Consider the following 20,683-nt stretch of genomic DNA (forward strand, 5'->3'; position numbering starts at 1 on the left):
TTATTTCTCAGTTGTGATTTCTACAAGTTCAAAAAACAACTCTTTCAGTTGTGACTTTAACGTCTCTGAATAGGCTATGGAATAAGTTTGAATTTTACTTAGTCCAGAGCTACTTAAATCTAGATAACCCCTGTACTTGCTGCGAGGTTTAACGTCATCAAATAGTTCAATGATAGCCTTCAAAAACAGATCCTCCTTGCCTTCCGTTTTGTCTATCAACAAAAAGGCTGAATAATTGTTGAATTCATTACCAAATGAATTGTCGTCATTCTTGATTTTCAGGTTTTCAAAGTTTATCATGTAACTTGGGGTATCAAGTCGATTAATGATTTTGATTTTTCCTTCAAAAATCAAGAATTGATTACAGGGACGAATGAAATCAGGCACTAAAAAATTAAGAAACATTATTCAACCTCTCCATTAATATTGGATTTTTTGCAATCATTAACTAACCCATCTAAGTTGCATTGCGTGAGATACCTGTTGAATGTTCTTAAGTCGTAAGTCACAAAACCTCTAGCAACTGTTGTGATCACAGGACAAACAATCACTAATTTTTCAAAGATTTCTGGCTTAAGATAGGCTAAGTTTTTCATCTTCTCCTTAAACTCAGCTTGAATAAAGCCTTTAGACTCAACATAAAGAACGGGTTTTTTGTCTTGGCAAACTGTAAAATCAACCTTCCAATCTTGAGAAGGAAACCAGTTAGACTTGGGTCTAACTTCAATGGGTTGATGTACCTTGATTGACGGCAAAGGAAAGTATTTTTCTAGGGTTTTCATTGTTTCCAACTCAAACTGAGAATCAAAAACTATTCCTTTATAAGTCTCCCTTCTTGCTTGAATCATTCTCATTGGTTTTATTGTTTAATTGAAACAACGCTTCATCAATTAATTCTCTCAACAATTTTTCATTGGCATTGACTATCGGCTTTAACACTTTGGCTAGTTGAAACGAGATAAACTCTCTGTCAAATTTCACTAACCTTACTTGTGAGGGTACTAATCTCGGTGATTCATTGACTAATTGACATTTTATTTCGTCAACAAATCCATCTTTCAGCAACATTCGTTTATCAATGCTTCGGTTAACTATTCTGATTTCGGACCAATGGAAAACCTTCATCTCGTTGTTGTCATTAGAATTCATCATTATTTAACCTCTCTAGCTCTTTTTTTCGTTGATACTGAATGTCTGCAATCATTAATCTTGTCTCTAACAACTCAATTTCAGACACAAACAAATAGCGAATGGGTTTAATGAAATGAGTTGCGTCTAGATAAATTAACTCACAATAACGTTGAAAGTAGTTGTTATTTAAGTCAATTGCATTGATATCATTTATCTTGTGTTGCTGACAAATAACATCAACATAATTTGAGTCAAGCCAAGTATTAAACTCATTAATGAATCCTTGAACAGCAGTTTCTACAGCAAACTCCTCTTGATACTCCTTAAACTCATCTCTTGAATTAACAATCTCAGAAATCCAGTTTAAAAAATTCATTGGATTTTCAACAGGTGTATTCATTGCTAGCCTTACCTGTAAATGAGGTAATTTTTTCTCACTATTGTTGTTGGTCATACGCAAAGGAGTGGTAAGTGAAAAGATAGCGATAGTTCACTTACCACTCCTTTGCGTCAAGCTAAATTTACATTTTTTAATATTGTTGACAACACAACAATATTGTTGATAATCTCTATCAGGGGAGTATGTGTTTTCTCTAATTGATTCAATTAATTGATTCAATTCAGTTACAACGTCTTCTTAGTCGCCTCTAGCACTGTCTTGTTGAAAAACGATGGCTCAGTTTTATAGTGCATTTTTAACTTGACCGCTTGATTTTTACGTTGTTTGCCTAGTTCTAGAGCAACGTCCTTTTGTCTCTCAAACTTAGACAAAGTAAACCAGTTAGTTATTGTCATAGCTGAAAGATACTGAGGTTTAGGGGTAATTTGCAAGTTGTAACCCGTGCGCTTGCTAGTACCCTTGTGAGTTCTGACATCAATAGGGTAAACAAGCTTGGCATCAGTGAATGATGCTAAATTTTCTAGCATTTTTTCACCCTCGGTATCTGTAGAGGCATAAACTACAAGTTTTCTACCATTGCTTAAATGCGCTTCACATCTAGTATTTCCTTTGTTAAATACGTTGTTAGTACCAAAGGTTTGTTTAATGTTTGTCCAGGTTAGCTTTAATGGATTGACGTTAGGAACAACTAAACGTGAGCGAACTACGGTTTTTCTTCTCTCCTTAGTCCAGTACGGGGGTTCTTCATAATTGAAAAATTCAAACATTACCTCAATACCGTTATTTTCTGTTACTGGTATCACGTCCCAATCACCTGTTGATGGTAAGTTTAAGCCAATCTCTCTATTATCAATTAATTGAGTTGTATGTAAAATGCTACTAACCTGATTTTTAACAAACTCTTCATTGCCTGCTATTAAAAATGATTCTGATGGTACATCTTTGTTGGGAGTGAATTTAATTTCTCGGTGTTCCCCAAACAAGTCAAAAACACCTTTTGTCATACCGTCAAGTCCGAACCATTCATCTAATCCTTCTGCTACTACAAAGCCAGCTTCTATACACGCATCTGAAAACTCTTCGGTGAACTCTTCTAAGTTATTTTCCATCCTCTCCCCTAGCTTCTCCCTTTTCTCTTGTGCGGCTTTGGAAAACGTCCAGTTCTCTCCTTCTTTCTCTCCCCACTCTTTAATAGTGGATGCTGATACTCCTAAAATTGTTTGCCATACTTTGTTCATAGTTCCTACTGAGCCTTTGATAATCCGTCTAATCATCATATAACCTTTCAACAATAACCATTGCATTGTTGACTGAGCTACCATTAAAAAAAATCCCTGCAAATCTATTAACATTTCGTTAACAAATTCATCGCCAACCTTGTTAAGAAGCAAAGTAGCTAATGGTAGGTTAAATGTAGCCGTTACTAACCCTGGTGCTGCACCACAAACCAACCACCCTAGAGCTTTCCCCAGTACGCCATACATTCTAGTTTCTACAGCTAACCAAGTTTGCTTAATTCTCTCATTCAATTCTTTATCAGTAGCTTGCCAATTAAAGTTCCATATTGTTTGAAAAGCTTGAGTTATCCACTGCCATATCTTTTTAAAATTAATTTTTCTTAAAAAACCAATAATTTTAGAAGTTAAAAAACCAATTAAATTTTTAGCTTTACCTAGTAAATTGCTGAACCAATTATCTCCGCCACTAGATAACTGGATTTTTTTACCTTGTGGAGAGACAATCTTGCTGATTTTTCTGGAGTTTAAATGCGATAATTTAATTACAGTTTTTGCAACAATATCAGTAGCCATGATAAATATAAAAACAGAAGTGTTGATAGCAATTATATCAATAAGCATTACAATTTTTGTCAATCTTTTTGCAGTATTAAGACTAACTTGGAAAATTGCTTCAATGTATGGCGAGTTAAATCAGAGAATTAGTAAAAACAAAAATGATATCAACTCTATTGGTCAAATAATGAGAGGAGAAATAACCCGGTCATCAGAAACGGTAGAAGGAAACCTTCAAGCCCAAATCTGGCAAACAAGTGTTCGAGTAAATGGTATCGAAGATTTTTTAGAAGACAAGGGGTATAAGCCCCCAACATTCCAGAGACACTAAACTAAATTTGCGTCAATATTGACGCAAAACTACTAAGGTAATTTCTGAAATTTTTGTGCTATGACAATAGATATAGTTTTTATCGGAGAAAAAAAATATGGCATCCGCAATCACCACTGTCTCTACTACTTTAGAAGGTCAGTTATTGGAAATCATAGAATCAATTGCAAGTGTTCAAGTAGTTGCTGAACGCAACCCTGACAGCATTACTTTAGTAACTACCTATAGTCGTAACATGGCTACTGGAGCTATCACTTTTGCGGGAGCGGTTCCTACAACTGACGCCCTGGACGGAACCGGGAAAATTGTAGTTGGTGCTGCTACTGTGTACATTGATTAATTGAATTAATCAATTCCACAATTTAAAGAAGAGGAAAAATGAGAAAAGATGGCTACTAAAAAATCAGCCAAAGAACAGGTTAAAAAAGACATAGAATTTGCTGAGTCGAGGAAAGGTTCGCAGCGAATTATCACCTACGCAATGGTAGATAAGTCATCGTTTGTGACTTTCTATGTACCAGAATGGTTTATCGTCTTACAGGGAGAGGCGGCAGCAAAAACAGTCGATACTATTACTGCGACTGCAACACCTTATGTACCTAAAAAACCAATAAAAGAGCCGATTACAACTGATGAGAATTTACAACCTACAGGTGGAGCATCAAACACGGGCAACAAGCGTATCATCAGAAGTGTACCAAAAGGTCAAGCACCTGACTCCGAAGGCACGTCTAGCTTGAGCATTGGTAGGCGTATCAAGTTAATCTTGAAAAACAATACCATCTTAAAGTTAGGAACTAAAGACTACAGAGTTAAATCGTTTAGACCCCACAGTAAAATGAATGCTATGGCAATTAAATACTTTCTCCAACAAGCTGGCTTGAAAGATAAAGTAGCATCATTCTCTACTGGTAAAACGATTTATTTGTTAGATGATGTTGATGTTACTCTCGATCAATTAGGTGAGTTAAAAGACAACGTCGGACAAGCAACCGCAGTATAACAATAGTCAATGATTAATGAAGCAGAGTGGGAATTAATTTTCAGCGAGTTTCGCAGAGATGATGTTAACCCTCTGCTTTTAATTCCTTTGCCTAGAGATTTTTATCGACACACAATAAGAATCGAAGTAACAGCGACTGATATACCGTCAAGTTGGAGAACGGCAGGATGGTTGTATCACCGACTAACAGATTTTAACTCCCCTCATAGAGATATCCTTTCAGAAAATAGAGTCTTAGTTAATTGCAGGCAAGTCATTCAATTACATAAAGTTTCTCCCGTATTTTACTTAGAATATTTGCCCGCTAAATGGTATATCTGGCAAGATATAAAAATTTGGTATTGGACGCTAGGCGAGTAACATGAGCGACATAAATATTGGTGATAAAGTTTGGTGGGATAATCGTTGCTGGATTGTAGTAGCTGTTCATAACTGCGGTAGAATGGTAGACCTCTACAATCCAGATACAAAAGAAAAAGAAAACATGGTTTATGCGTCAGACTTACGTTATCCCTGAATTAAATCAATTAATTGATTCAATTAACCATAAACCTATATCTTAAGTTGTCAACCAAAATACGATATACCAGAGAAGGAAAATATAGCCGGGAACGGCCCCTGAAGTTCGCTAAACCTAGCTTTTAATTTTCCTCCCTCGCTAACAAGAAGGATATTATACGAAGACTGAACAGGTGATTTTATGGGGTAAATCCAAACTGTTGAATCTGTTTTTTCTACAAAGGACAAACCGCCTTCATTGCCGTTAAAAGTTGTAGCTATCCTATGAGAAATCAAGCCTACCCAGTATGGGGGAATGCTTTCTCCGTTGTACCAAGGTAGCTCAATTAATCCCGTCGTTAACGCGATTGAATATCCCCAGAAAAGATTTGAACCAAACTTGGCAAATGCTTTGCTAGGTTGACAATGTTGAGGCAAAGCATCCCAATCACTGGGGCCAGGAATACCCTGTGGCCCTTGCGCTCCGGTTGCACCTGTTGCACCTTTTAACTCAACATAAGTAAATGTTGATTCACCTTCAACCCTAATCCCCAACTGAGTACCTTGCCAGTCGAATTCTAAAAATTTTGGAGTAGATAAAACAATAAGTTCATCTTGACTTAGCATCTATTTAGCCTATAATCAATACAATAATTATAAGAGAGAAGAGATGAAACTTTTTAAATATAACGGAACTAAAATAGTTAGTATTGTTAACACTAATCTAGTCACTCTCAATACAAGCGGTTTAGATAACGAGGTTGCTTTTGTTATTGGTAGTAGAATGTTTGAATGTGAAATCAAAGTTGCTCATAAATTGCTTGCTGAAAATTTTATTAACCTTAAAATTGACAATGTTTTGTTAGCTGAGACTTACTTGCCGTCAACAAATTGGTTAGAGTCTACAGTAATTAGTAAAAATATCAAATTAGCTAACAATCAAAATGTCACTTTAAAACTTAATAACTTTAATGATAATGATATTATTTCTGTTATAATGACTTATACTGTTACTTTATTTATTGATAATTAAAATGATTATTGACGACATAGAAGGGATAACTATATCAGTCCCAGTAATGAGTTTTATAAACAATGGGATTATTGAGACTAACCCCATTGAAATAAATTATAAAAACTTAATTCTTGATTACTATAATAATTTTTATTATGGGATTAAATTGCTAGGGGGAAAAATAGCAGTTGAAAAGCTGCAATTAAATTATCGGCTAACAAGTTTACCAAGGTCAAATAAGTATCTTGACAATCCGCCAACAGTAATCCAAAGTGACTTAGATAAGATAGTTAATATCCTAAACTTCGAGCAGGATTACAACAGAAGTACAGGTTATGCAGTAGAGTTAGAGATTAAAAATAATAATTATCTTATAAATAGATTAAACTTTTATAATTTTGGTTTAAATAACAACGAACTAGACATGATAACTCCCCATCTAACGGTTAATAGCGTTGACATTCCATCGGTGTTAGATACGTTATCTTTTCAATTGTATAAACCTATTAACTTTAACCCATTAAGTAATAATTATTTTACGATATTTGGTAGCTTTATTTTCAAAGGTAAACTAGAAGTTCAAGGTATTAAATAATGGTTAGAGTTTCTTCGAGTTCCAACACAACTACTGCTATTAGTAAGCGCACTGGGTTAAGTAGAGAAGAAATCGAAACAATGCGTAGAGAGGCCTATCAAGAGACAAAGGGAATTAAATCTGGTTCTATCAAGGCAGGAGGTATTGGTAAAATATCAGCGAACACAGCAGGAGGTATTGGCTTAAGCGTGGCTGGATTTGGACTCAAGGTAAAACCTGACGGCAGTGGGGGGGAAGTTTCCTTTCCGGGAGGACTGAAAGTCAGCTTTAAAAAAGAAGGATGTTTTACCGTTGAGACACGAACTATTTTTGGTCAATATGCAGGTTCTAATATCACAAAAGACCCTAGTTGCAATAGTAACGACGATGACAGTAGCAGTGATGAACCTAAGCCGCCTCACTGCATTGGAAGTGATGGGAAGGCAGGTTCAGGAAATCCTAATCATCAACTTCCTGCGTGTGCTAATGATGGAAAAGTTCACACTTTCTACTATTTACATTCTAGTATCACTTCTAGAAAATATGAATATCACAACGGGGGATGGGGTAGTTATCGTACACTATCTTACAAACATTATTTATTTTCAAATATTAAAGGCATGTATGACTACAGTGAAGATGAACTAACCATAACTGAGTACATAGACGGCAATTTAAATACTAGAGATCATAATAACGTACCCACATTTGTTGCAAATAGGTTTAGAGGAACTTATGAACAATTTTTAGAAGTAATAGGGGAACCTGTTGACACAAAAACAACACGTACAGTAATACCTACTTGGAATCCCTACCCCTACACATATACCGATGAATATAAAAGTTGGGTTGTTGCAGGTATCAATGAAGCTGGTTACGATTGCAACCCGACAGGGGACGAAGGATGCGGTAGCGACAGCAATGGCAGCAACAACACTGAAAATGAAGGTAAAAATAATCCCCCTAGAAGTGGAAAAACACCAGGTAAACCGAGTAAAAATAAGAAAGGTGATAATAATGGAGACGATGACATGAGTAAATGCTGCGAAGAAACGAAAGAGTTATTGTTATTAATCCTTGACCATGTTGGATACAATCTCTCACCTATTGAAGTCCCATCATCGTTGATAGATGATGACAACTCTGAACCGACAATCATCCCGAATATCCCATCATTTTTAATTTGGTGGTTTGGTAGGTGGGACGATGCTACAGGAGTATTTCCACAAGTAATAAATATTGAAGATAGTGACCCATTAGAAGCGGGGAATCAATCGGGGGAGCCTGTGATTCTAAACAATCAAGCTGAAGCATTTAGCGAGTTATACGCTGAGACTATGATGGTACTACAACAACAACAAGTATTGTTAGAAGTGTGTTTTAAGGCATTACTAACATGGGGATTAAACAGAGAACAGGGAATGAGGCTAGAGTATCAAAATGATGCAATTATCGATTATTTATGTTTCGGAGTTAAGGAAAAAAATAAACAGATTAAACAATTATTTAATCCTGTTACTGATTCTGAAGAATGGAGTGAGGTTTTAAGTGAAAAATAAACTCCGGTTAGGGTTATTGAAATTGACGATAAAGCTAATCTTCAACTGACTTTAACTGAATTATTACAAGCAGCTTCAATTATTAGAGCTAAGTCATTTACCAAGATTAACCCTACTACTTTCGCTGAGGATACTAAAAAGTCAATGATAGATTCTATTGGTTTGTTAAACCGAATAAACGGTATGATTAACACTCCTGAAAGAAGAAGCGATGGTTGGATACAGTTCAAAAAGTGGGTAGATAGCCAGATACCTGATTCAGACATAACTGATGAAGTAGACTACTGGACAAGGTAGAAAGAGACAAGGTTTTTCCCTATTAAATTAATTCATTAAATTAATTCATTAAATTAATGGGAGAAAAACTATTAGCCTTGGTTGACTGAGTAAAATGTCCAGCTTAGTACAGGTAGCCTAAAATGAGTAACTTGAAGTCAACTTGACAAGTTTTCGTTGGGGCCTAGTTGAAGGTCGTCAATTTAGACACAAGCTCTATTCTTGATTTTGAAGCTTAGGTGGATACAAAGTCTTCTATCCTTGATGGGCGAACTGAGAGACAAACAGACGTTGCTGCTCAAAATGTGAGAGAGATAGTCAAATGATTTTTCTGTATTGATTCAATCCATTGAATCAATACCCAAAAAGGGATTAACCTTCTGACACTCAGATGTCACCTAACTCCAGAGAGAGAGAGATACAACTTTCCCCTTCACCTTGCCTGATATCTGACAGACACTACCCTCAAACGAACGATGTCAAGGTTGCGTAGCACCGTAGGCTTGACCTTGACAGAGTGAGTGAGGGTAGTAGGCTGAAGAGTTCAGGTAAGGTAGATGGGTTAAATGTTTGATTTGACAGGATTGCAGTATTGTGTTAGTTGACTAAAAAATCCTATCAATTGCTTGATGGACAGTTACTCATTTATTCAGTTAGACTTAACTCAATTGAGTAAAAAGTGAGTAAATCAGTTAATAAGCTAAGTAAGTTTGTTGATTGAAAGTGTTGTAGGATAAGGGTTTTACGAGACTAAATAAACACGCTCCCTGAACAGTTAAATTAGCTGTAACCCTTATAACTACGTGACTCACCTTTACTCAAGTCCAACTGACGTTAGAGATTGAGTAAACACAAAAAAAGACCCACTCGCTGGGTCTTGTACGTTACCTTACGCACTCGATTGGATCTGTTTGCTTTCTCTGTTTATTCTAGCTGATAAATGATTTTTAGTACATCCTTAATCAGCTTGTTTTCTAGGTCGAATCCCAAGCGCTCTAACTCTTCTTTAGCCAGGTCTAAAGATAGCGGTTGTTTAGAATGATTCAACAGAATGTCAACGGTAGTTTGTAGGTTCTTACGCTTCTTATAGGTGGTATCGTTTTGTTCGACAGAATGCCCCATAGACCTTGCTCTTATCTCTTGTGGCACACCGTACATTTCACCTAGTTGATTACCTAAATGCCTGAAAGCGTAAATCTCGGTTGCAGGCGCTTTGTGTCGTCTCATGTACTGCGAATGACTTTTATTAAACCCTGTACAGTCATTTTCCGGTAAGCTATTAGGCTTGGGCTTGTACTCGTGCAAACTAATTTCACGTATTTGCAACAGTTCAATAATTTCTGGGTTTGTTGTAACTGGTTTGCAGACACGTCCGCCGGTTTTAATTGATGTTCCAAAATAAGTGAAGTCACCTAACACTAACAACAGGGTTTTATTACTTGGGTCATTGATAGCAGGTATAGTTACACCGTCTTTTGTGTAAGGCTTGTCAAGGTTAATAGCGGCAGCTATCTCAGTTGGACGTAATGCGTAAAGGATACACATTGATGTTACCCATAACCAATTTTTACGGGCTAAAGTACCACGCCCCTTACCTATTTTTTTGGCTAACATTATTTCACGCCATTCTAAAAAATTTTTCCACGATACAGATTGTTTGTCTTTGAATATAGTTTGTCCTGGATCTATCTCTGCAAAGCGTTCTAGTAGCTGTTTATTGTTTGGACATTTTTCGGCTATTCTTCTCATTGCGTAATAACATTTTTCAAAGCTGTTAGTACCTTTTTTGTAGGTAAATAAAACAGTTTTAAAATCTTCCCAAATTGGTTGCTTATCCCAATTTGGTAGTTTTTCAAAAAAACACAGATTCCCTTGTTTCCACGTCAAAGCATCGTTAGAAATTTTACGCGAACGAGGTCGTTTAGTTTGTGCGTTCAACCCATTAAAGTATTCATTTTCAAGCTCTTGAATAATCTCACGGTAAGTTTTCAAGTCGTTGACAATTTCGTTTTTGCCTTCTATTTCTCGTTCGTACCATTCGTTGAATTCTGAGGCAGTAGTGAACTTACTGAGTGCGTCTTTAATTTTCCAAGCCTTGTCTATCGCCTGGTAAACTCCTGATTCGTCAAACGGGACATTAATATTTTTAGTGGTACGCCCCCCGGTTACAGGGTTACTCCATTGTAAGTATAAATACTTATTGCCTTGCAGCTTGAAACTTATCCCCTTGGGCAACCGTCCTTTGAGTTCATCACATTTGTCCTTAACTTTTTTAGCGTTGGCTAGAATACCCTCGTATCCCTTGTAAGACCCGGCTCCACCGATGGAATCGTTGTTACTCATTTTTTACTCAATCTCTAACGTCAGTTGAACTTGAGTAAAGGTGAGTCACGTAGTTATAAGGGTTACAGGTTAGCTCTACGTTCAGGGAGCGTGTTTACAACTTTTTTGTGTTCTTTGTGTCGAGCGTGGTTAAATTAGGCTTGCTGCTTGTCAAGATACCAGCGATCACTGCTATATCAGTGATCAATATTTACGGGTGACTGGTGACTGAATTTGTGTTAGATGTCTCCGTTTGAGGGATAATGGAGAATGTTTGGTTAAACTGGGGTTGATTGTGACTCAAAAATATTACGCTCAAATTTATGTCACCCTTCGTCCTTCTGTTTTAGATCCGGCAGGCGTAGCTGTTCGCTCCGGGATTCAACAAATGGGTTATGATAATGTTGAACAGGTACGAATTGGCAAATATATCGAACTGACTGTTAATGCCAGTAATCTAGATGAAGCGAAAACTCAATTAGATCGCATCTGTGATTTACTTTTAGCTAATCCTGTTATTGAAACCTATCGATTTGATTTGACTCCGGTTTCTGCGGAAGTTCAAACCCCTTAAACTTCGATTATATTTAATCATTTATCCATGAAATTTGGCGTTGTTGTTTTTCCGGGTTCTAATTGCGATCGCGATGTAGTTTGGGTGACTGACGGGCTTTTGGGTCAACCGACTCGTATGATTTGGCATCAAGATACAGATATCTCTGATATTGATGTGATGGTGATTCCGGGCGGGTTTAGCTATGGGGATTATCTGCGGTGTGGGGCGATCGCTCGTTTTTCTCCGGTGATGCAAGCGACGGTTGAACACGCTAAACAAGGAAAGTTTGTGATTGGCATTTGTAACGGCTTTCAGGTGTTAACGGAGTTGGGATTATTACCGGGAGCGTTAGTCAGAAATCGCGATTTACACTTCATTTGCGATCGCGTCCCGTTAACGGTTGTCAATACTAAGACGCCCTGGACTGCTAGTTATTCAGCGAACGAAGTGATAATGATGCCGATCGCACATGGAGAGGGATGTTACTATTGCGATGAGAATACTTTAACACAATTAGAAGCAAACAATCAAGTTATTTTTCGCTACGGTTCAACTCCGACTCCGAATGGGGCTGAAAACCCCAACGGTTCACTGAATAATATTGCGGGAATTTGTAACGGCCAGGGAAATGTTTTAGGGATGATGCCGCACCCTGAAAGAGCCTCTGATCCGAGTTTAGGACAAACGGATGGGATGAAGTTATTTAAAGGTTTATTATAAAAAGTCAAGAAAATTGAATTAAAATTTCGAGCCGATGATCTAAAATCCTATTAGCAATGTAAAATTCGATCTTTGCTAATATCTTTATTTGTTTTTTTTTATAAAAACACTGTAATAAACTCTAAATTAGTTAAAAGTAAAAGTTAGAATTGAAACAAGCAAGCATAAATTGTGTAGTAGATAAACCCTAGAAAACAAGGTTGATTTATGTTGAGTGCTAGGAACAATGATGGAGGAAGCAAAAAATGGCAGGTCTACAAGATTCAAGGACTATTAATAGTCTGGGAACAGAATTTACAATACCGGTGGAGGCATCGGATCTGAAACCGAATGTACCGATTAAATTTACAGCCTATCCGCTAGGCCCCGCCCCCAATGTTGCCCCAACTCTTGATATTGAGTTTATCCCTAATGCCAATGTACCCGGTTTTCCTTCTGGTACCCCGGTTAGTGGGTGGGGGAATGGCATTGAGGAAACCTATGAATTTCCCAATGGATTTCCCGCAGGAACAGGTGCGACTGTAACAGTAAAATCGGTGGCGAATACGGGGCCTTTTCTGTTTGAAGTCAGTTCAGAAACGGCGAATAACAGTTCTTTTTCTGCGGAAGCCCAAGGGATTATCAATTCTTCTCGCAGTTTAAATGGATTTGTGGGTCGGAGTGATACTGAAGATTGGTATCAGTTTGTAGCACCTCCCACCGCCGGAACGTTCACATTCCGACTGTCAAACTTAGAGGATAATGCGGATTTAAAAATCTTCAGAAGTAATGGATTTTCTCTGCTGAATCAAGGCACAAATACCGGGACAACCAACGAGCAAATACCAGTTCCTCTCGAAGCAAACCAAACTTATTTTGTTCAAGTTTCTAATCTTCCCAATGGTTCAAACTTGAGCGATGCGGGTGCAACATCAACTGCCTACACCTTAGAGATTATTCCCGGAACTGGGGAACAAACATCAGTCTCGGTGAGTGCATTGGGTAATCCTTCGGAGGTTGGACCTACTCCGGGTACATTTCAAATCTCGCGGACAGGAGATACAACCACTCCCCTCACCGTTAACTTCAGCGTTGGAGGAACGGCAACTTTTGGAAACGACTATAATCAGACAGGCGCGACACTTAACGGTACAAACGGAACGGTCACTATTCCGGCTGGACAAAGCAGCGTTGGCATTACGGTTAATCCGGTTAATGATGGTGTGAGTGACCTCAACGAAACGATTGAAATTGGCTTACAAGCGGCTACAGGTTATACGCTTGGCGCTCAAAGCAGTGCAACTCTGACCATTATTGATACCTCCTCACCGGTCGTGACAGGTGAGCGTGTGGCTCGTTACTGGGATACGCTAGCAGGTTCTCACTTTTTTACCTCCGATCCGAGCGAGCAACAAAACACAAACGGGAATTCTCGATATAGTCCAGAAGGGTTTGAATTCCTCTCAGAAGGAGATGTCACCCTACGACGTTATGTTAACTCACAAGGGGGCTATTTCTACGCGAGTAACCCCGGTGAAATTGCTTTTGTGAACACCTTACAAGAATGGCGAGCTGATCCTTCTGTCGTACAAATTCAAGTGTATTCGAGTCCGCAAGTGGGAACAAGCCCTGTATTTCGAGCGTTCAATTTAGACACAAACGGTCACTTTTACACGATCGATCCAAATCAAGCGGCTTTTGCAGACTCACTTCCTGATTTTAGACTAGAACCTGGAGTTGCCTTCTATGCCAAACCCGCTTAAATAAAAATAGCCATTGCTCAAACAATGACTTGATGAATATTAACAGTCTAAAAAACAGGATTCTATCATTAAAATTTGAACAGCGATCGCCGGATAATTTCCAACGGAATTCACTTACATCAAAGGTTGTAAAGCCTGGGCGATCGCTTCTCGTTGTTCGCTATCATATCCCCAACGTTCGAGAAAACTTTGATATTCGCCTGAGCCTGTTTGAATGGTTTCTAGAAGTTGTTTAACCATTGTATCCAACACGGGAATATTCAGAGATTGTATTAAATGAACGGAACGCGATCGCACCCGATCTGAACTCGCAGCCATGTCTTCCTGTTGGTTACGACGGTGATAAATGACCATAGCCGCCGACATTGCCATATTTTTGATCAGCAAGTCCGGTACAATCTCAGGAGCGGCTTCTAAACCCCGTACAACGGCTTCTGAGGGGCGATCGACAAAGACCCGAGGATCGCTAAGATAAGTAACAAAAAACCCTCTGGCGCCATTGTGAGTTTTGACTAAATTCGCGATCGCGGCTTCAGTTTCCGACTCAGAAAGGTCATTCGCCGCTATATTTTCGAGTAAAGTCTCAGTTTGGGCGATCGCCTGTTCAAAGGTCAGATCTTCAGAAGTGGACTCGGTAGAGGGAGAATTCATAAAAAAGGCTGATAATTCGACACCATTTTTGAGATTAACAGCATTGTGACACAATGAAGGAATCCGACGGAAGGTAAAATTAGCCCGTCATGGCAATTATTTCATCAAAATCACAACCGACTGACCCCAATTCCCCAAAAAAGCGTGCATCTGTACCTTCGGGAAAGGCTCAAAAATCTCAATCTGGATCTGAAGATGAACATTTACTTGTCCCGGAAGCAACAACTGATGAACAAATTAACCCCAAACAAGATGAATCCATTCGACCTCAGCGTATTTGTGATTATATCGGTCAAAAGGATTTAAAAGAAGTTTTAGAAATTGCGATCGCTGCTGCAAAATCTCGCAAGGAACCCCTCGATCACTTGTTACTTTACGGGCCACCGGGGTTAGGAAAAACAACGATGGCGCTGATTTTAGCATCGGAAATGGGAGTGACTTGTAAGATTACCACCGCACCCGCTATTGAAAAACCCCGTGATATTGCCGGATTATTAGTGAATCTCAAACCGGGGGAAATTTTATTTATTGATGAGATTCACCGCTTGTCAAAAATGGCGGAAGAAATTCTCTATCCAGCGATGGAAGATTGCCGTCTTGATATTACCATTGGTCAAGGTAGATCTGCGAAAACGCGCAGCATTCCTCTGACTCCATTTACGATTGTTGGGGCGACAACTCGCATCGGGGCGTTAACCTCTCCTTTACGCGATCGCTTTGGGTTAATTCAACGGTTACGATTCTATGAAGTTGATGAATTAAGTTTAATTGTACAACGAACGGCTAAATTATTAAATACACCGATAAATTCAGAAGGTGCGGAAGAAATTGCTCGTCGTTCACGGGGAACTCCACGTATTGCGAACCGCCTGTTAAAACGGGTGCGTGATTATGTAGAAGTTAAAGCTTCTGGGCCGATTACTGGGGAGATTGCAGCCATCGCTTTACAACTGTTTAATGTTGATCCAATGGGGCTAGATTGGACAGATCGCCATCTATTAAGCATGATGATTGAAAATTTTAATGGCGGCCCAGTCGGTTTAGAAACAATGGCAGCAGCAACGGGAGAAGATGCCCAAACGATTGAGGAGGTTTATGAGCCTTATTTGATGCAAATTGGCTTTTTACAACGCACGCATCGGGGACGGCTAGCAACGGCTTCGGCGTGGAAACATTTAGGGTATTCGCCGCCTGAACAGCAGTTATCGCTGTTTCCTTAGAGAGTGATAATACTAGACAACCATTTCAAAAGGCTAGGGTGAAGTTTCTACCCTAAGATAGACGCTAAAAATTAGGGATCTCAGTAAGCTGTAAAAAGCCTGATATCGTGACGTTTTAACAATAGATATTCAGCTTAAAATTAGAGGTAATTTCCAATTTGAAAATCAAACGCATCTACTAAAATTTTCAGGTGAAAAAAATTAGCATAAAGGCTAAAAATATATAGGATTATGGATCAATTGTTTCAAACCGTAAAAGACAGTATACAGGAGTTAGTTGCCAGTGGGGTTAAACTCATCCCTGCGATTTTCACCGCTCTAATTGTCCTTTTTTTGACTCGTTATGCTGCTCAATTTGTACAACAGCTTGTTGAACAAGTGAGTCGTAAAACAGTTCGCAGTCAGTCTTTACAGTTACTCTTAGCCAAAACCAGTCACATCGGGGTTTGGGTTATTGGTGTTGTTTTGGCTTGCGTAATTACATTTCCTGGCTTACGTTTAGGAGATGTGATTGCAACTTTGGGTTTAAGTTCAGTGGCAATTGGTTTTGCATTCCAAGACATCTTTAAAAACTTTTTAGCGGGAATTTTGCTGCTTCTTCAAGAACCCTTTCGGATTAACGATCAAGTAATTATTGGAGACTATGAAGGAACAGTCGAACGCATTGATATTCGCACAACCAAAATTCACACTTACCAGGGAGAACAAATTTTAATACCCAATTCTACCGTCTTTACCAGTGCAGTTCAGGTGAGAACCGCTTTCACTTCTCGACGAACAGATTTAGCCGTTGGTGTTGATTATAATACATCTTTGCGTCAGGCTTCTCAACTGTTAGAACGAACGATTTCTCAAGTTGAAGGGGTGTTAGAAACTCCAGAAATAGAAATAGATTTAGTCAGTTTTGGAGACAGTTCAATTGACTTTATCGTTCGCTATTGGACTCGACCCCAACAAAAGACGGTTCGGAGAGTTCAAACTCGAGCAATTATCGCCATTAAAGAAGCTTTTGATCAAGCAGATATCAATATTCCTTATCCCATTAGAACGCTTTATTTCTATAATCAGGATCAGTACAATGATGATATTCCTTCGCACAATTCTGATGGTCATTCTCAAGAGGCGTTGCCTCTCAAGAGCTAATCAAATGCAATAGGATGGAGTGAGCGTTATTCTCAAAGCTCACCCCATTATCTAACCGAAAATTAGTCAATTTTTTGAGATCATCTTTAGAGAGAACTTTTACTATCGGGTGCGATTTCTATTCCTTGTCCTTGTTTCATTTGGTTTTGAGGAGTAACGAGATCACTTAAGTTATCAATATTAACGCCAATCTGTTGACAAGCTTGCTTCAGTTGGCTTTCAAAGGTGTTGATATCCTCAGCATAACCGCAGTTTTTAGCGGCTTCTTTGACTCCTAAATTCGCACTGGCTTTTGCACAGTCGATGAGTTCTGTTCCGTGCAGGGGTTCAGTCTGAGCCATGAACATTGCTCCTGAAAACTTATAGTACACCCTAATAGATGATTTCAGATTTAAACCTTTTCATCCTCTATCTGAAGGCAGATCTTAATCCCCCCAGTTGTAATGAATAAAGATGAAGGCCTAAAATTCAGCTAAAACTCACCAAATTTGCAAGTTTAGGGTTCAAATCCCTTTCCTTAGACAGATTTAAATTTTCTATTTCTATTGTTATAAATGTTGTGTAATCTTAGTTTAAAAGAAAAAAGATGAAAACTATTGTATCGCGTTTTGCTCGGGTTTTACTCATGCTTTGTATCTGCACCGTATTACTGCTTTCTCAAAGTTTTCCTGCGGTGGCGGCTAATCCTTCCAATAATCACGGAGAAGACGCCCTTAAAGACATTCAGAAAAAATCAGAAGATGTTCTCAGAACCCCCCCTCGTTCTTTAGATCAAGCTAAAGCTGATGCTCCTTCGGGTTTGAATTTAGTTCAGGGAGACGCGGATAAAGACCAAATGAAAACCCCTGAAAATTCCAGTGGAACTTCTGTAGAAGAACAAATTGATGAAGCTTTGAAGAAGACAATCGGAAGATAGATAATTAATGATTTAATCTTGTTGACTGCACCGTTATTATAGCGGTGCTATTTAGTTTTAAAAATTAGTTTTTTAATAAAATTATACTCACTCAACACTATCATCAATCTAACGTTCTTTTCCGCGAAAGTTGACTTTATCTTCATTTTGATGGGTTTTCATCACGCCTTGTTTCCCGATTAAAGACTTGCTTTACGATTCATTGCATTGTGTAAACAGTCTGCGGACAGTGTAACCCCTTGTGTCACAATAACACTAGGTTGAACCTTAGGATGCCCTGCTTGTCTCAAAAATCCGGATTCAACGAATAACACACCGCATCAGTTTCAATGAGTCGTATTTGTACTTAAAACTCCTATGAAATTTCATCCTAACTTTATTGTAATTGATACCGAAGGACAGCCAATTTTGCGGGAAATTGCAATTGTTGATCATCAGGGAAAACTGATTTATGAAGCTTGGGCAGATAATCATCCGAATAATCCTCAAATTTGCCCTCAAACGAAACCCCTGAAAACGATTATCAAGGATTTTCTAGAATTGGCTCATTCTCAAACAATTATCTGTCATTATGCCAGACATGATATGGAAGTGCTGCGAAAAAGCTTTCAGGCGGTGGGAATTCCGACTCCCCATTTAGTATTTGAATGTAGTTTTGAACTCGCTCAACGTCATCTCCCTGAACTCGGTAGCCATTCTTTAGAAGCACTCAGTAAGCATTTAAATCTAAAATTAGATGGTAAAATCTTTAATAATGATTCCGCTCATCGTGCTAAATATGATGCGTTGTTTACCTATCAACTCTATAGACGGATGATTAATGAATTTTTAAAAGTTAGACTTCAGAAAAAATCCAATCCTTTTGGTTCGAGTCGCGTTGATACACCGTTTCAAGATCATGTGGATTTTCGCTCGATTTTTCAAGATGAGTTTGAACGCTTAAAGTCTATTTTAATTGATATCAAACAAGATCCAAATCATCAAAGTAAAGGAGCCGTTGTAATTGGGGAACCCGGTTCAGGCAAAACCCATTTAATGATGCGTCTGGCCAAGGATTTATTAAAAACTAATCGATTATTATTTATTCGTCAACCCAATAATAAAGATGCGGTTATATTTCATACTTATAGCCGAATTTTAGAGTCTTTGATTCAAAATGTTCCGGGAAGCGATCGCACGCAACTCGAACATCTGTTAGCTAATAGCTTTGCAGAAATTATTAAAAACAAAGACTCCTATTCTACACCCAAGACTCAAAAAGATGATAAAATATTAGAAGTCATACAAGATAATAACCTCAATTTATTAACTGAGTTAGGACAAGAAGAAACTAAAATTAAACGAGACTATTGGGAACATATTGAAAAACGGGCTTATGATTGGTGGCTGCGAAACTTTTCCTCAGCCGGATACGCCCCCCAAATTCTCAGAGGAATTATTCGTTTTTGTGGCTATACCGACTTTAACCGTCGTCAAATTATTACGCAATGGTTGGCTTTAAATGATTTATCTTCCGAAGAACTTGATAAAGTTAGACTGGAAAGCTGGGGAGAAGATTGGAGTCGGGAAGAAATCGCATTAGCGGCGTTAGAAGTCTTTAGTAAATTGTCTTTACTGGATGAACCTTTAATTATTATTTTTGATCAGTTAGAAGGATTGGGTTTAAAACACAACGAACCCCTTTTACAAAGCTTTGGAGAAGCCATTAAAGAAATATTTACCCATGTTCCGAATAGCTTGATTATTTTAAATCTATTTCCAGATCGTTGGCAACAGTTTCAACAAATCTTTGATGGTTCGATTGTAGATCGGGTTTCTCAATCTCAGATTTTCCTGTCTAAACCCTCAAATCAACAGCTTAAACAACTGCTTAATTTAAAAGCAAAAACGGCGGAAGTTTCTCTTGATGAATTGTTTGAACCCGATGAAATTCAAGCCCTTCTTGAACAACCTTCGATTCGTTCCAGTCTGAATGCGGCGGCGGATTATTACCGTTATAAAATTGATGGGATTTCTCTCCCCAAACGTTTGTCATCTGCTAACCCAACTTCTCCCATTGAACCCGAGTTTGAACAACAAATTCAACAACTCACCGCAGATGTCGCCCAAATCAAACAGGTGATTCTGCAAATCACCCAAGCATTAAATATGAGTGAAAATGGGAACGGAATATTATCTGATCCACCTGCTGTTATTACCCCTCATATTCCGGCGAATTCTCCGATCAAGCGACAGGTTCAAGACTATTTAAGTCAGCAACGCCTCAGTTTAGAAGAAAACTATAGCAAACCGCAAATTATTACTGAAAGTGATGATCTTGGAAAATTAACAATGATTCTTGAATCTCTGCGATCTGTGATTTCTCCCCTTGATTTTCAGGTTTTACGGTTGGGGCGACGGGTTCTTCCTGAACATTTAGTCATCCAAACTGCGACTCATCAATTTGCGGTAGGATTTTTACATCAAGGCGGAAGTCGATTTTATCACCGCATCCGCAACTGGAATGAATTAGTGATCAATCACCCTGAAATTCAATTTAATCTCTGTCGAGAATCTCGTGAAGGCTTAGTGACGGCGAAAAAAAGTGCAGAATTTCTCGAACAATTCCGCAATGCTGATAATGGTAATTTTATCTTTATGGATAAAGAACAGCGAATTATTTTTGAACTGGTTTATCAGATGATTGTTGATATCCAAAATCGAGATTTAGAAGTGAATCTCAGCGAAGCGTTGGATATTGTTTTATTTGATTATCGCAATTATTGGTTATTCAAAAATCTGACGCTATTAACTTTAAATGCCTAACTTCAGGACTACGCCAAGAGGGGAAGAA

Annotated in this window: 24 protein-coding genes; 15 read left to right on the forward strand and 9 right to left on the reverse strand. The window is 38.3% G+C overall.

Going from position 1 to position 20,683, the window contains the following annotated elements; translation table 11 throughout:
* From VB836_RS24405 to VB836_RS24425, 5 genes are all read right to left on the reverse strand, one after another.
* Positions 1-405, reverse strand: a complete 405-nt coding sequence (locus VB836_RS24405; RefSeq protein WP_046280866.1) for a hypothetical protein — start codon at positions 403-405, stop codon at positions 1-3.
* Positions 405-782: a hypothetical protein gene (locus tag VB836_RS24410; RefSeq protein WP_323223360.1), complete on the reverse strand. Its 378-nt coding sequence runs from the start codon at positions 780-782 to the stop codon at positions 405-407. Before VB836_RS24410 ends, VB836_RS24405 begins: the two co-directional genes overlap by 1 nt.
* Positions 783-819: 37 nt before the next feature.
* The gene (locus VB836_RS24415) at positions 820-1,152 is read right to left on the reverse strand and encodes a hypothetical protein (protein WP_323223362.1); all 333 of its coding nucleotides are present in this window, start codon (positions 1,150-1,152) and stop codon (positions 820-822) included.
* The gene (locus tag VB836_RS24420) at positions 1,139-1,585 is read right to left on the reverse strand and encodes a hypothetical protein (protein WP_323223364.1); all 447 of its coding nucleotides are present in this window, start codon (positions 1,583-1,585) and stop codon (positions 1,139-1,141) included. Before VB836_RS24420 ends, VB836_RS24415 begins: the two co-directional genes overlap by 14 nt.
* A gap of 170 nt (positions 1,586-1,755) precedes the next feature.
* A complete protein-coding gene (locus VB836_RS24425; protein WP_323223366.1) occupies positions 1,756-3,342 on the reverse strand; it encodes a hypothetical protein in 1,587 nt (528 codons plus the stop codon).
* Here VB836_RS24425 and VB836_RS24430 point away from each other — a divergent pair.
* The 5 genes from VB836_RS24430 to VB836_RS24450 all read left to right on the forward strand — a co-directional run bounded on the left by VB836_RS24430 (position 3,341) and on the right by VB836_RS24450 (position 5,175).
* Positions 3,341-3,655 (forward strand): hypothetical protein, encoded by a 315-nt coding sequence (locus VB836_RS24430; RefSeq protein WP_323223367.1) that lies wholly within the window; start codon positions 3,341-3,343, stop codon positions 3,653-3,655. The two genes, VB836_RS24425 and VB836_RS24430, sit on opposite strands and share 2 nt — an antisense overlap.
* 97 nt (positions 3,656-3,752) lie before the next feature.
* Positions 3,753-3,995: a hypothetical protein gene (locus tag VB836_RS24435; protein WP_323223369.1), complete on the forward strand. Its 243-nt coding sequence runs from the start codon at positions 3,753-3,755 to the stop codon at positions 3,993-3,995.
* 48 nt (positions 3,996-4,043) lie between these two features.
* Positions 4,044-4,658, forward strand: coding sequence for a hypothetical protein (locus tag VB836_RS24440; RefSeq protein WP_323223371.1), 615 nt, complete (start codon positions 4,044-4,046; stop codon positions 4,656-4,658).
* Positions 4,659-4,667: 9 nt separating this feature from the next.
* Positions 4,668-5,018, forward strand: a complete 351-nt coding sequence (locus VB836_RS24445; protein ID WP_323223373.1) for a hypothetical protein — start codon at positions 4,668-4,670, stop codon at positions 5,016-5,018.
* A 1-nt stretch (position 5,019) separates the two neighbouring features.
* Complete coding sequence (locus VB836_RS24450) at positions 5,020-5,175, forward strand: hypothetical protein (protein ID WP_323223375.1); 156 nt, start codon at positions 5,020-5,022, stop codon at positions 5,173-5,175.
* 50 nt (positions 5,176-5,225) lie between these two features.
* On the opposite strand, the gene VB836_RS24455 is transcribed toward VB836_RS24450, so the two are convergent.
* Positions 5,226-5,783, reverse strand: coding sequence for a hypothetical protein (locus VB836_RS24455; protein WP_323223377.1), 558 nt, complete (start codon positions 5,781-5,783; stop codon positions 5,226-5,228).
* A gap of 43 nt (positions 5,784-5,826) precedes the next feature.
* On the opposite strand from VB836_RS24455, the gene VB836_RS24460 reads away from it, so the two are divergent.
* The 3 genes from VB836_RS24460 to VB836_RS24470 are packed head-to-tail and all read left to right on the forward strand — an operon-like array spanning position 5,827 to position 8,304.
* Positions 5,827-6,189, forward strand: a complete 363-nt coding sequence (locus VB836_RS24460) for a hypothetical protein (RefSeq protein WP_323223379.1) — start codon at positions 5,827-5,829, stop codon at positions 6,187-6,189.
* Position 6,190: 1 nt separating this feature from the next.
* Positions 6,191-6,766: a hypothetical protein gene (locus VB836_RS24465; protein WP_323223381.1), complete on the forward strand. Its 576-nt coding sequence runs from the start codon at positions 6,191-6,193 to the stop codon at positions 6,764-6,766.
* A complete protein-coding gene (locus tag VB836_RS24470; protein ID WP_323223383.1) occupies positions 6,766-8,304 on the forward strand; it encodes a hypothetical protein in 1,539 nt (512 codons plus the stop codon). The genes VB836_RS24465 and VB836_RS24470 overlap by 1 nt, the downstream gene beginning before the upstream one ends.
* Before the next feature lie 1,200 nt (positions 8,305-9,504).
* Here VB836_RS24470 and VB836_RS24475 read toward each other — a convergent pair.
* Complete coding sequence (locus VB836_RS24475) at positions 9,505-10,923, reverse strand: recombinase (RefSeq protein ID WP_323223385.1); 1,419 nt, start codon at positions 10,921-10,923, stop codon at positions 9,505-9,507.
* Between the two features lie 274 nt (positions 10,924-11,197).
* Between VB836_RS24475 and purS the strand changes: the two genes are divergently transcribed.
* The 3 genes from purS to VB836_RS24490 all read left to right on the forward strand — a co-directional run bounded on the left by purS (position 11,198) and on the right by VB836_RS24490 (position 13,920).
* Positions 11,198-11,476, forward strand: coding sequence for a phosphoribosylformylglycinamidine synthase subunit PurS (gene purS, locus VB836_RS24480; RefSeq protein WP_323223386.1), 279 nt, complete (start codon positions 11,198-11,200; stop codon positions 11,474-11,476).
* 27 nt (positions 11,477-11,503) lie between these two features.
* Complete coding sequence (purQ, locus tag VB836_RS24485; RefSeq protein ID WP_046280471.1) at positions 11,504-12,178, forward strand: phosphoribosylformylglycinamidine synthase subunit PurQ; 675 nt, start codon at positions 11,504-11,506, stop codon at positions 12,176-12,178.
* Positions 12,179-12,423: 245 nt separating this feature from the next.
* Complete coding sequence (locus VB836_RS24490; RefSeq protein ID WP_323223388.1) at positions 12,424-13,920, forward strand: pre-peptidase C-terminal domain-containing protein; 1,497 nt, start codon at positions 12,424-12,426, stop codon at positions 13,918-13,920.
* A 114-nt stretch (positions 13,921-14,034) separates the two neighbouring features.
* Here the strand turns inward: VB836_RS24490 and VB836_RS24495 are convergent, their stop codons facing one another.
* On the reverse strand, positions 14,035-14,571 hold the full coding sequence (locus VB836_RS24495; protein WP_323223390.1) for a hypothetical protein: 537 nt from the start codon (positions 14,569-14,571) through the stop codon (positions 14,035-14,037).
* Between the two features lie 89 nt (positions 14,572-14,660).
* Between VB836_RS24495 and ruvB the strand changes: the two genes are divergently transcribed.
* Positions 14,661-15,791 (forward strand): Holliday junction branch migration DNA helicase RuvB, encoded by a 1,131-nt coding sequence (gene ruvB / locus VB836_RS24500; protein ID WP_046278039.1) that lies wholly within the window; start codon positions 14,661-14,663, stop codon positions 15,789-15,791.
* Between the two features lie 231 nt (positions 15,792-16,022).
* A complete protein-coding gene (locus tag VB836_RS24505; RefSeq protein WP_323223392.1) occupies positions 16,023-16,934 on the forward strand; it encodes a mechanosensitive ion channel family protein in 912 nt (303 codons plus the stop codon).
* An 86-nt stretch (positions 16,935-17,020) separates the two neighbouring features.
* Here the strand turns inward: VB836_RS24505 and VB836_RS24510 are convergent, their stop codons facing one another.
* A complete protein-coding gene (locus VB836_RS24510; RefSeq protein WP_046278041.1) occupies positions 17,021-17,275 on the reverse strand; it encodes a hypothetical protein in 255 nt (84 codons plus the stop codon).
* 245 nt (positions 17,276-17,520) lie between these two features.
* Here VB836_RS24510 and VB836_RS24515 point away from each other — a divergent pair, with 245 nt between their 5' ends.
* On the forward strand, positions 17,521-17,850 hold the full coding sequence (locus tag VB836_RS24515) for a hypothetical protein (protein ID WP_046278042.1): 330 nt from the start codon (positions 17,521-17,523) through the stop codon (positions 17,848-17,850).
* A gap of 357 nt (positions 17,851-18,207) precedes the next feature.
* Positions 18,208-20,655: an exonuclease domain-containing protein gene (locus VB836_RS24520; protein ID WP_323223394.1), complete on the forward strand. Its 2,448-nt coding sequence runs from the start codon at positions 18,208-18,210 to the stop codon at positions 20,653-20,655.
* Positions 20,656-20,683: the final 28 nt, after the last annotated feature.

The organism is Limnoraphis robusta BA-68 BA1 (assembly GCF_034932365.1).
GTDB lineage: Bacteria > Cyanobacteriota > Cyanobacteriia > Cyanobacteriales > Microcoleaceae > Capilliphycus > Capilliphycus robustus.

What these genes read in the sequence shown, in the direction of transcription:
- VB836_RS24405 (WP_046280866.1), bottom strand. Translation starts at nt 405, where the DNA reads ATGTTTCTTAATTTTTTAGTGCCTGATTTCATTCGTCCCTGTAATCAA.
- VB836_RS24410 (WP_323223360.1), bottom strand. Translation starts at nt 782, where the DNA reads ATGAAAACCCTAGAAAAATACTTTCCTTTGCCGTCAATCAAGGTACAT.
- VB836_RS24415 (WP_323223362.1), bottom strand. Translation starts at nt 1,152, where the DNA reads ATGATGAATTCTAATGACAACAACGAGATGAAGGTTTTCCATTGGTCC.
- VB836_RS24420 (WP_323223364.1), bottom strand. Translation starts at nt 1,585, where the DNA reads ATGACCAACAACAATAGTGAGAAAAAATTACCTCATTTACAGGTAAGG.
- VB836_RS24430 (WP_323223367.1), top strand. Translation starts at nt 3,341, where the DNA reads ATGATAAATATAAAAACAGAAGTGTTGATAGCAATTATATCAATAAGC.
- VB836_RS24425 (WP_323223366.1), bottom strand. Translation starts at nt 3,342, where the DNA reads ATGGCTACTGATATTGTTGCAAAAACTGTAATTAAATTATCGCATTTA.
- VB836_RS24435 (WP_323223369.1), top strand. Translation starts at nt 3,753, where the DNA reads ATGGCATCCGCAATCACCACTGTCTCTACTACTTTAGAAGGTCAGTTA.
- VB836_RS24440 (WP_323223371.1), top strand. Translation starts at nt 4,044, where the DNA reads ATGGCTACTAAAAAATCAGCCAAAGAACAGGTTAAAAAAGACATAGAA.
- VB836_RS24445 (WP_323223373.1), top strand. Translation starts at nt 4,668, where the DNA reads ATGATTAATGAAGCAGAGTGGGAATTAATTTTCAGCGAGTTTCGCAGA.
- VB836_RS24450 (WP_323223375.1), top strand. Translation starts at nt 5,020, where the DNA reads ATGAGCGACATAAATATTGGTGATAAAGTTTGGTGGGATAATCGTTGC.
- VB836_RS24455 (WP_323223377.1), bottom strand. Translation starts at nt 5,783, where the DNA reads ATGCTAAGTCAAGATGAACTTATTGTTTTATCTACTCCAAAATTTTTA.
- VB836_RS24460 (WP_323223379.1), top strand. Translation starts at nt 5,827, where the DNA reads ATGAAACTTTTTAAATATAACGGAACTAAAATAGTTAGTATTGTTAAC.
- VB836_RS24465 (WP_323223381.1), top strand. Translation starts at nt 6,191, where the DNA reads ATGATTATTGACGACATAGAAGGGATAACTATATCAGTCCCAGTAATG.
- VB836_RS24470 (WP_323223383.1), top strand. Translation starts at nt 6,766, where the DNA reads ATGGTTAGAGTTTCTTCGAGTTCCAACACAACTACTGCTATTAGTAAG.
- VB836_RS24475 (WP_323223385.1), bottom strand. Translation starts at nt 10,923, where the DNA reads ATGAGTAACAACGATTCCATCGGTGGAGCCGGGTCTTACAAGGGATAC.
- purQ (WP_046280471.1), top strand. Translation starts at nt 11,504, where the DNA reads ATGAAATTTGGCGTTGTTGTTTTTCCGGGTTCTAATTGCGATCGCGAT.
- VB836_RS24490 (WP_323223388.1), top strand. Translation starts at nt 12,424, where the DNA reads ATGGCAGGTCTACAAGATTCAAGGACTATTAATAGTCTGGGAACAGAA.
- VB836_RS24495 (WP_323223390.1), bottom strand. Translation starts at nt 14,571, where the DNA reads ATGAATTCTCCCTCTACCGAGTCCACTTCTGAAGATCTGACCTTTGAA.
- ruvB (WP_046278039.1), top strand. Translation starts at nt 14,661, where the DNA reads ATGGCAATTATTTCATCAAAATCACAACCGACTGACCCCAATTCCCCA.
- VB836_RS24505 (WP_323223392.1), top strand. Translation starts at nt 16,023, where the DNA reads ATGGATCAATTGTTTCAAACCGTAAAAGACAGTATACAGGAGTTAGTT.
- VB836_RS24510 (WP_046278041.1), bottom strand. Translation starts at nt 17,275, where the DNA reads ATGGCTCAGACTGAACCCCTGCACGGAACAGAACTCATCGACTGTGCA.
- VB836_RS24515 (WP_046278042.1), top strand. Translation starts at nt 17,521, where the DNA reads ATGAAAACTATTGTATCGCGTTTTGCTCGGGTTTTACTCATGCTTTGT.
- VB836_RS24520 (WP_323223394.1), top strand. Translation starts at nt 18,208, where the DNA reads ATGAAATTTCATCCTAACTTTATTGTAATTGATACCGAAGGACAGCCA.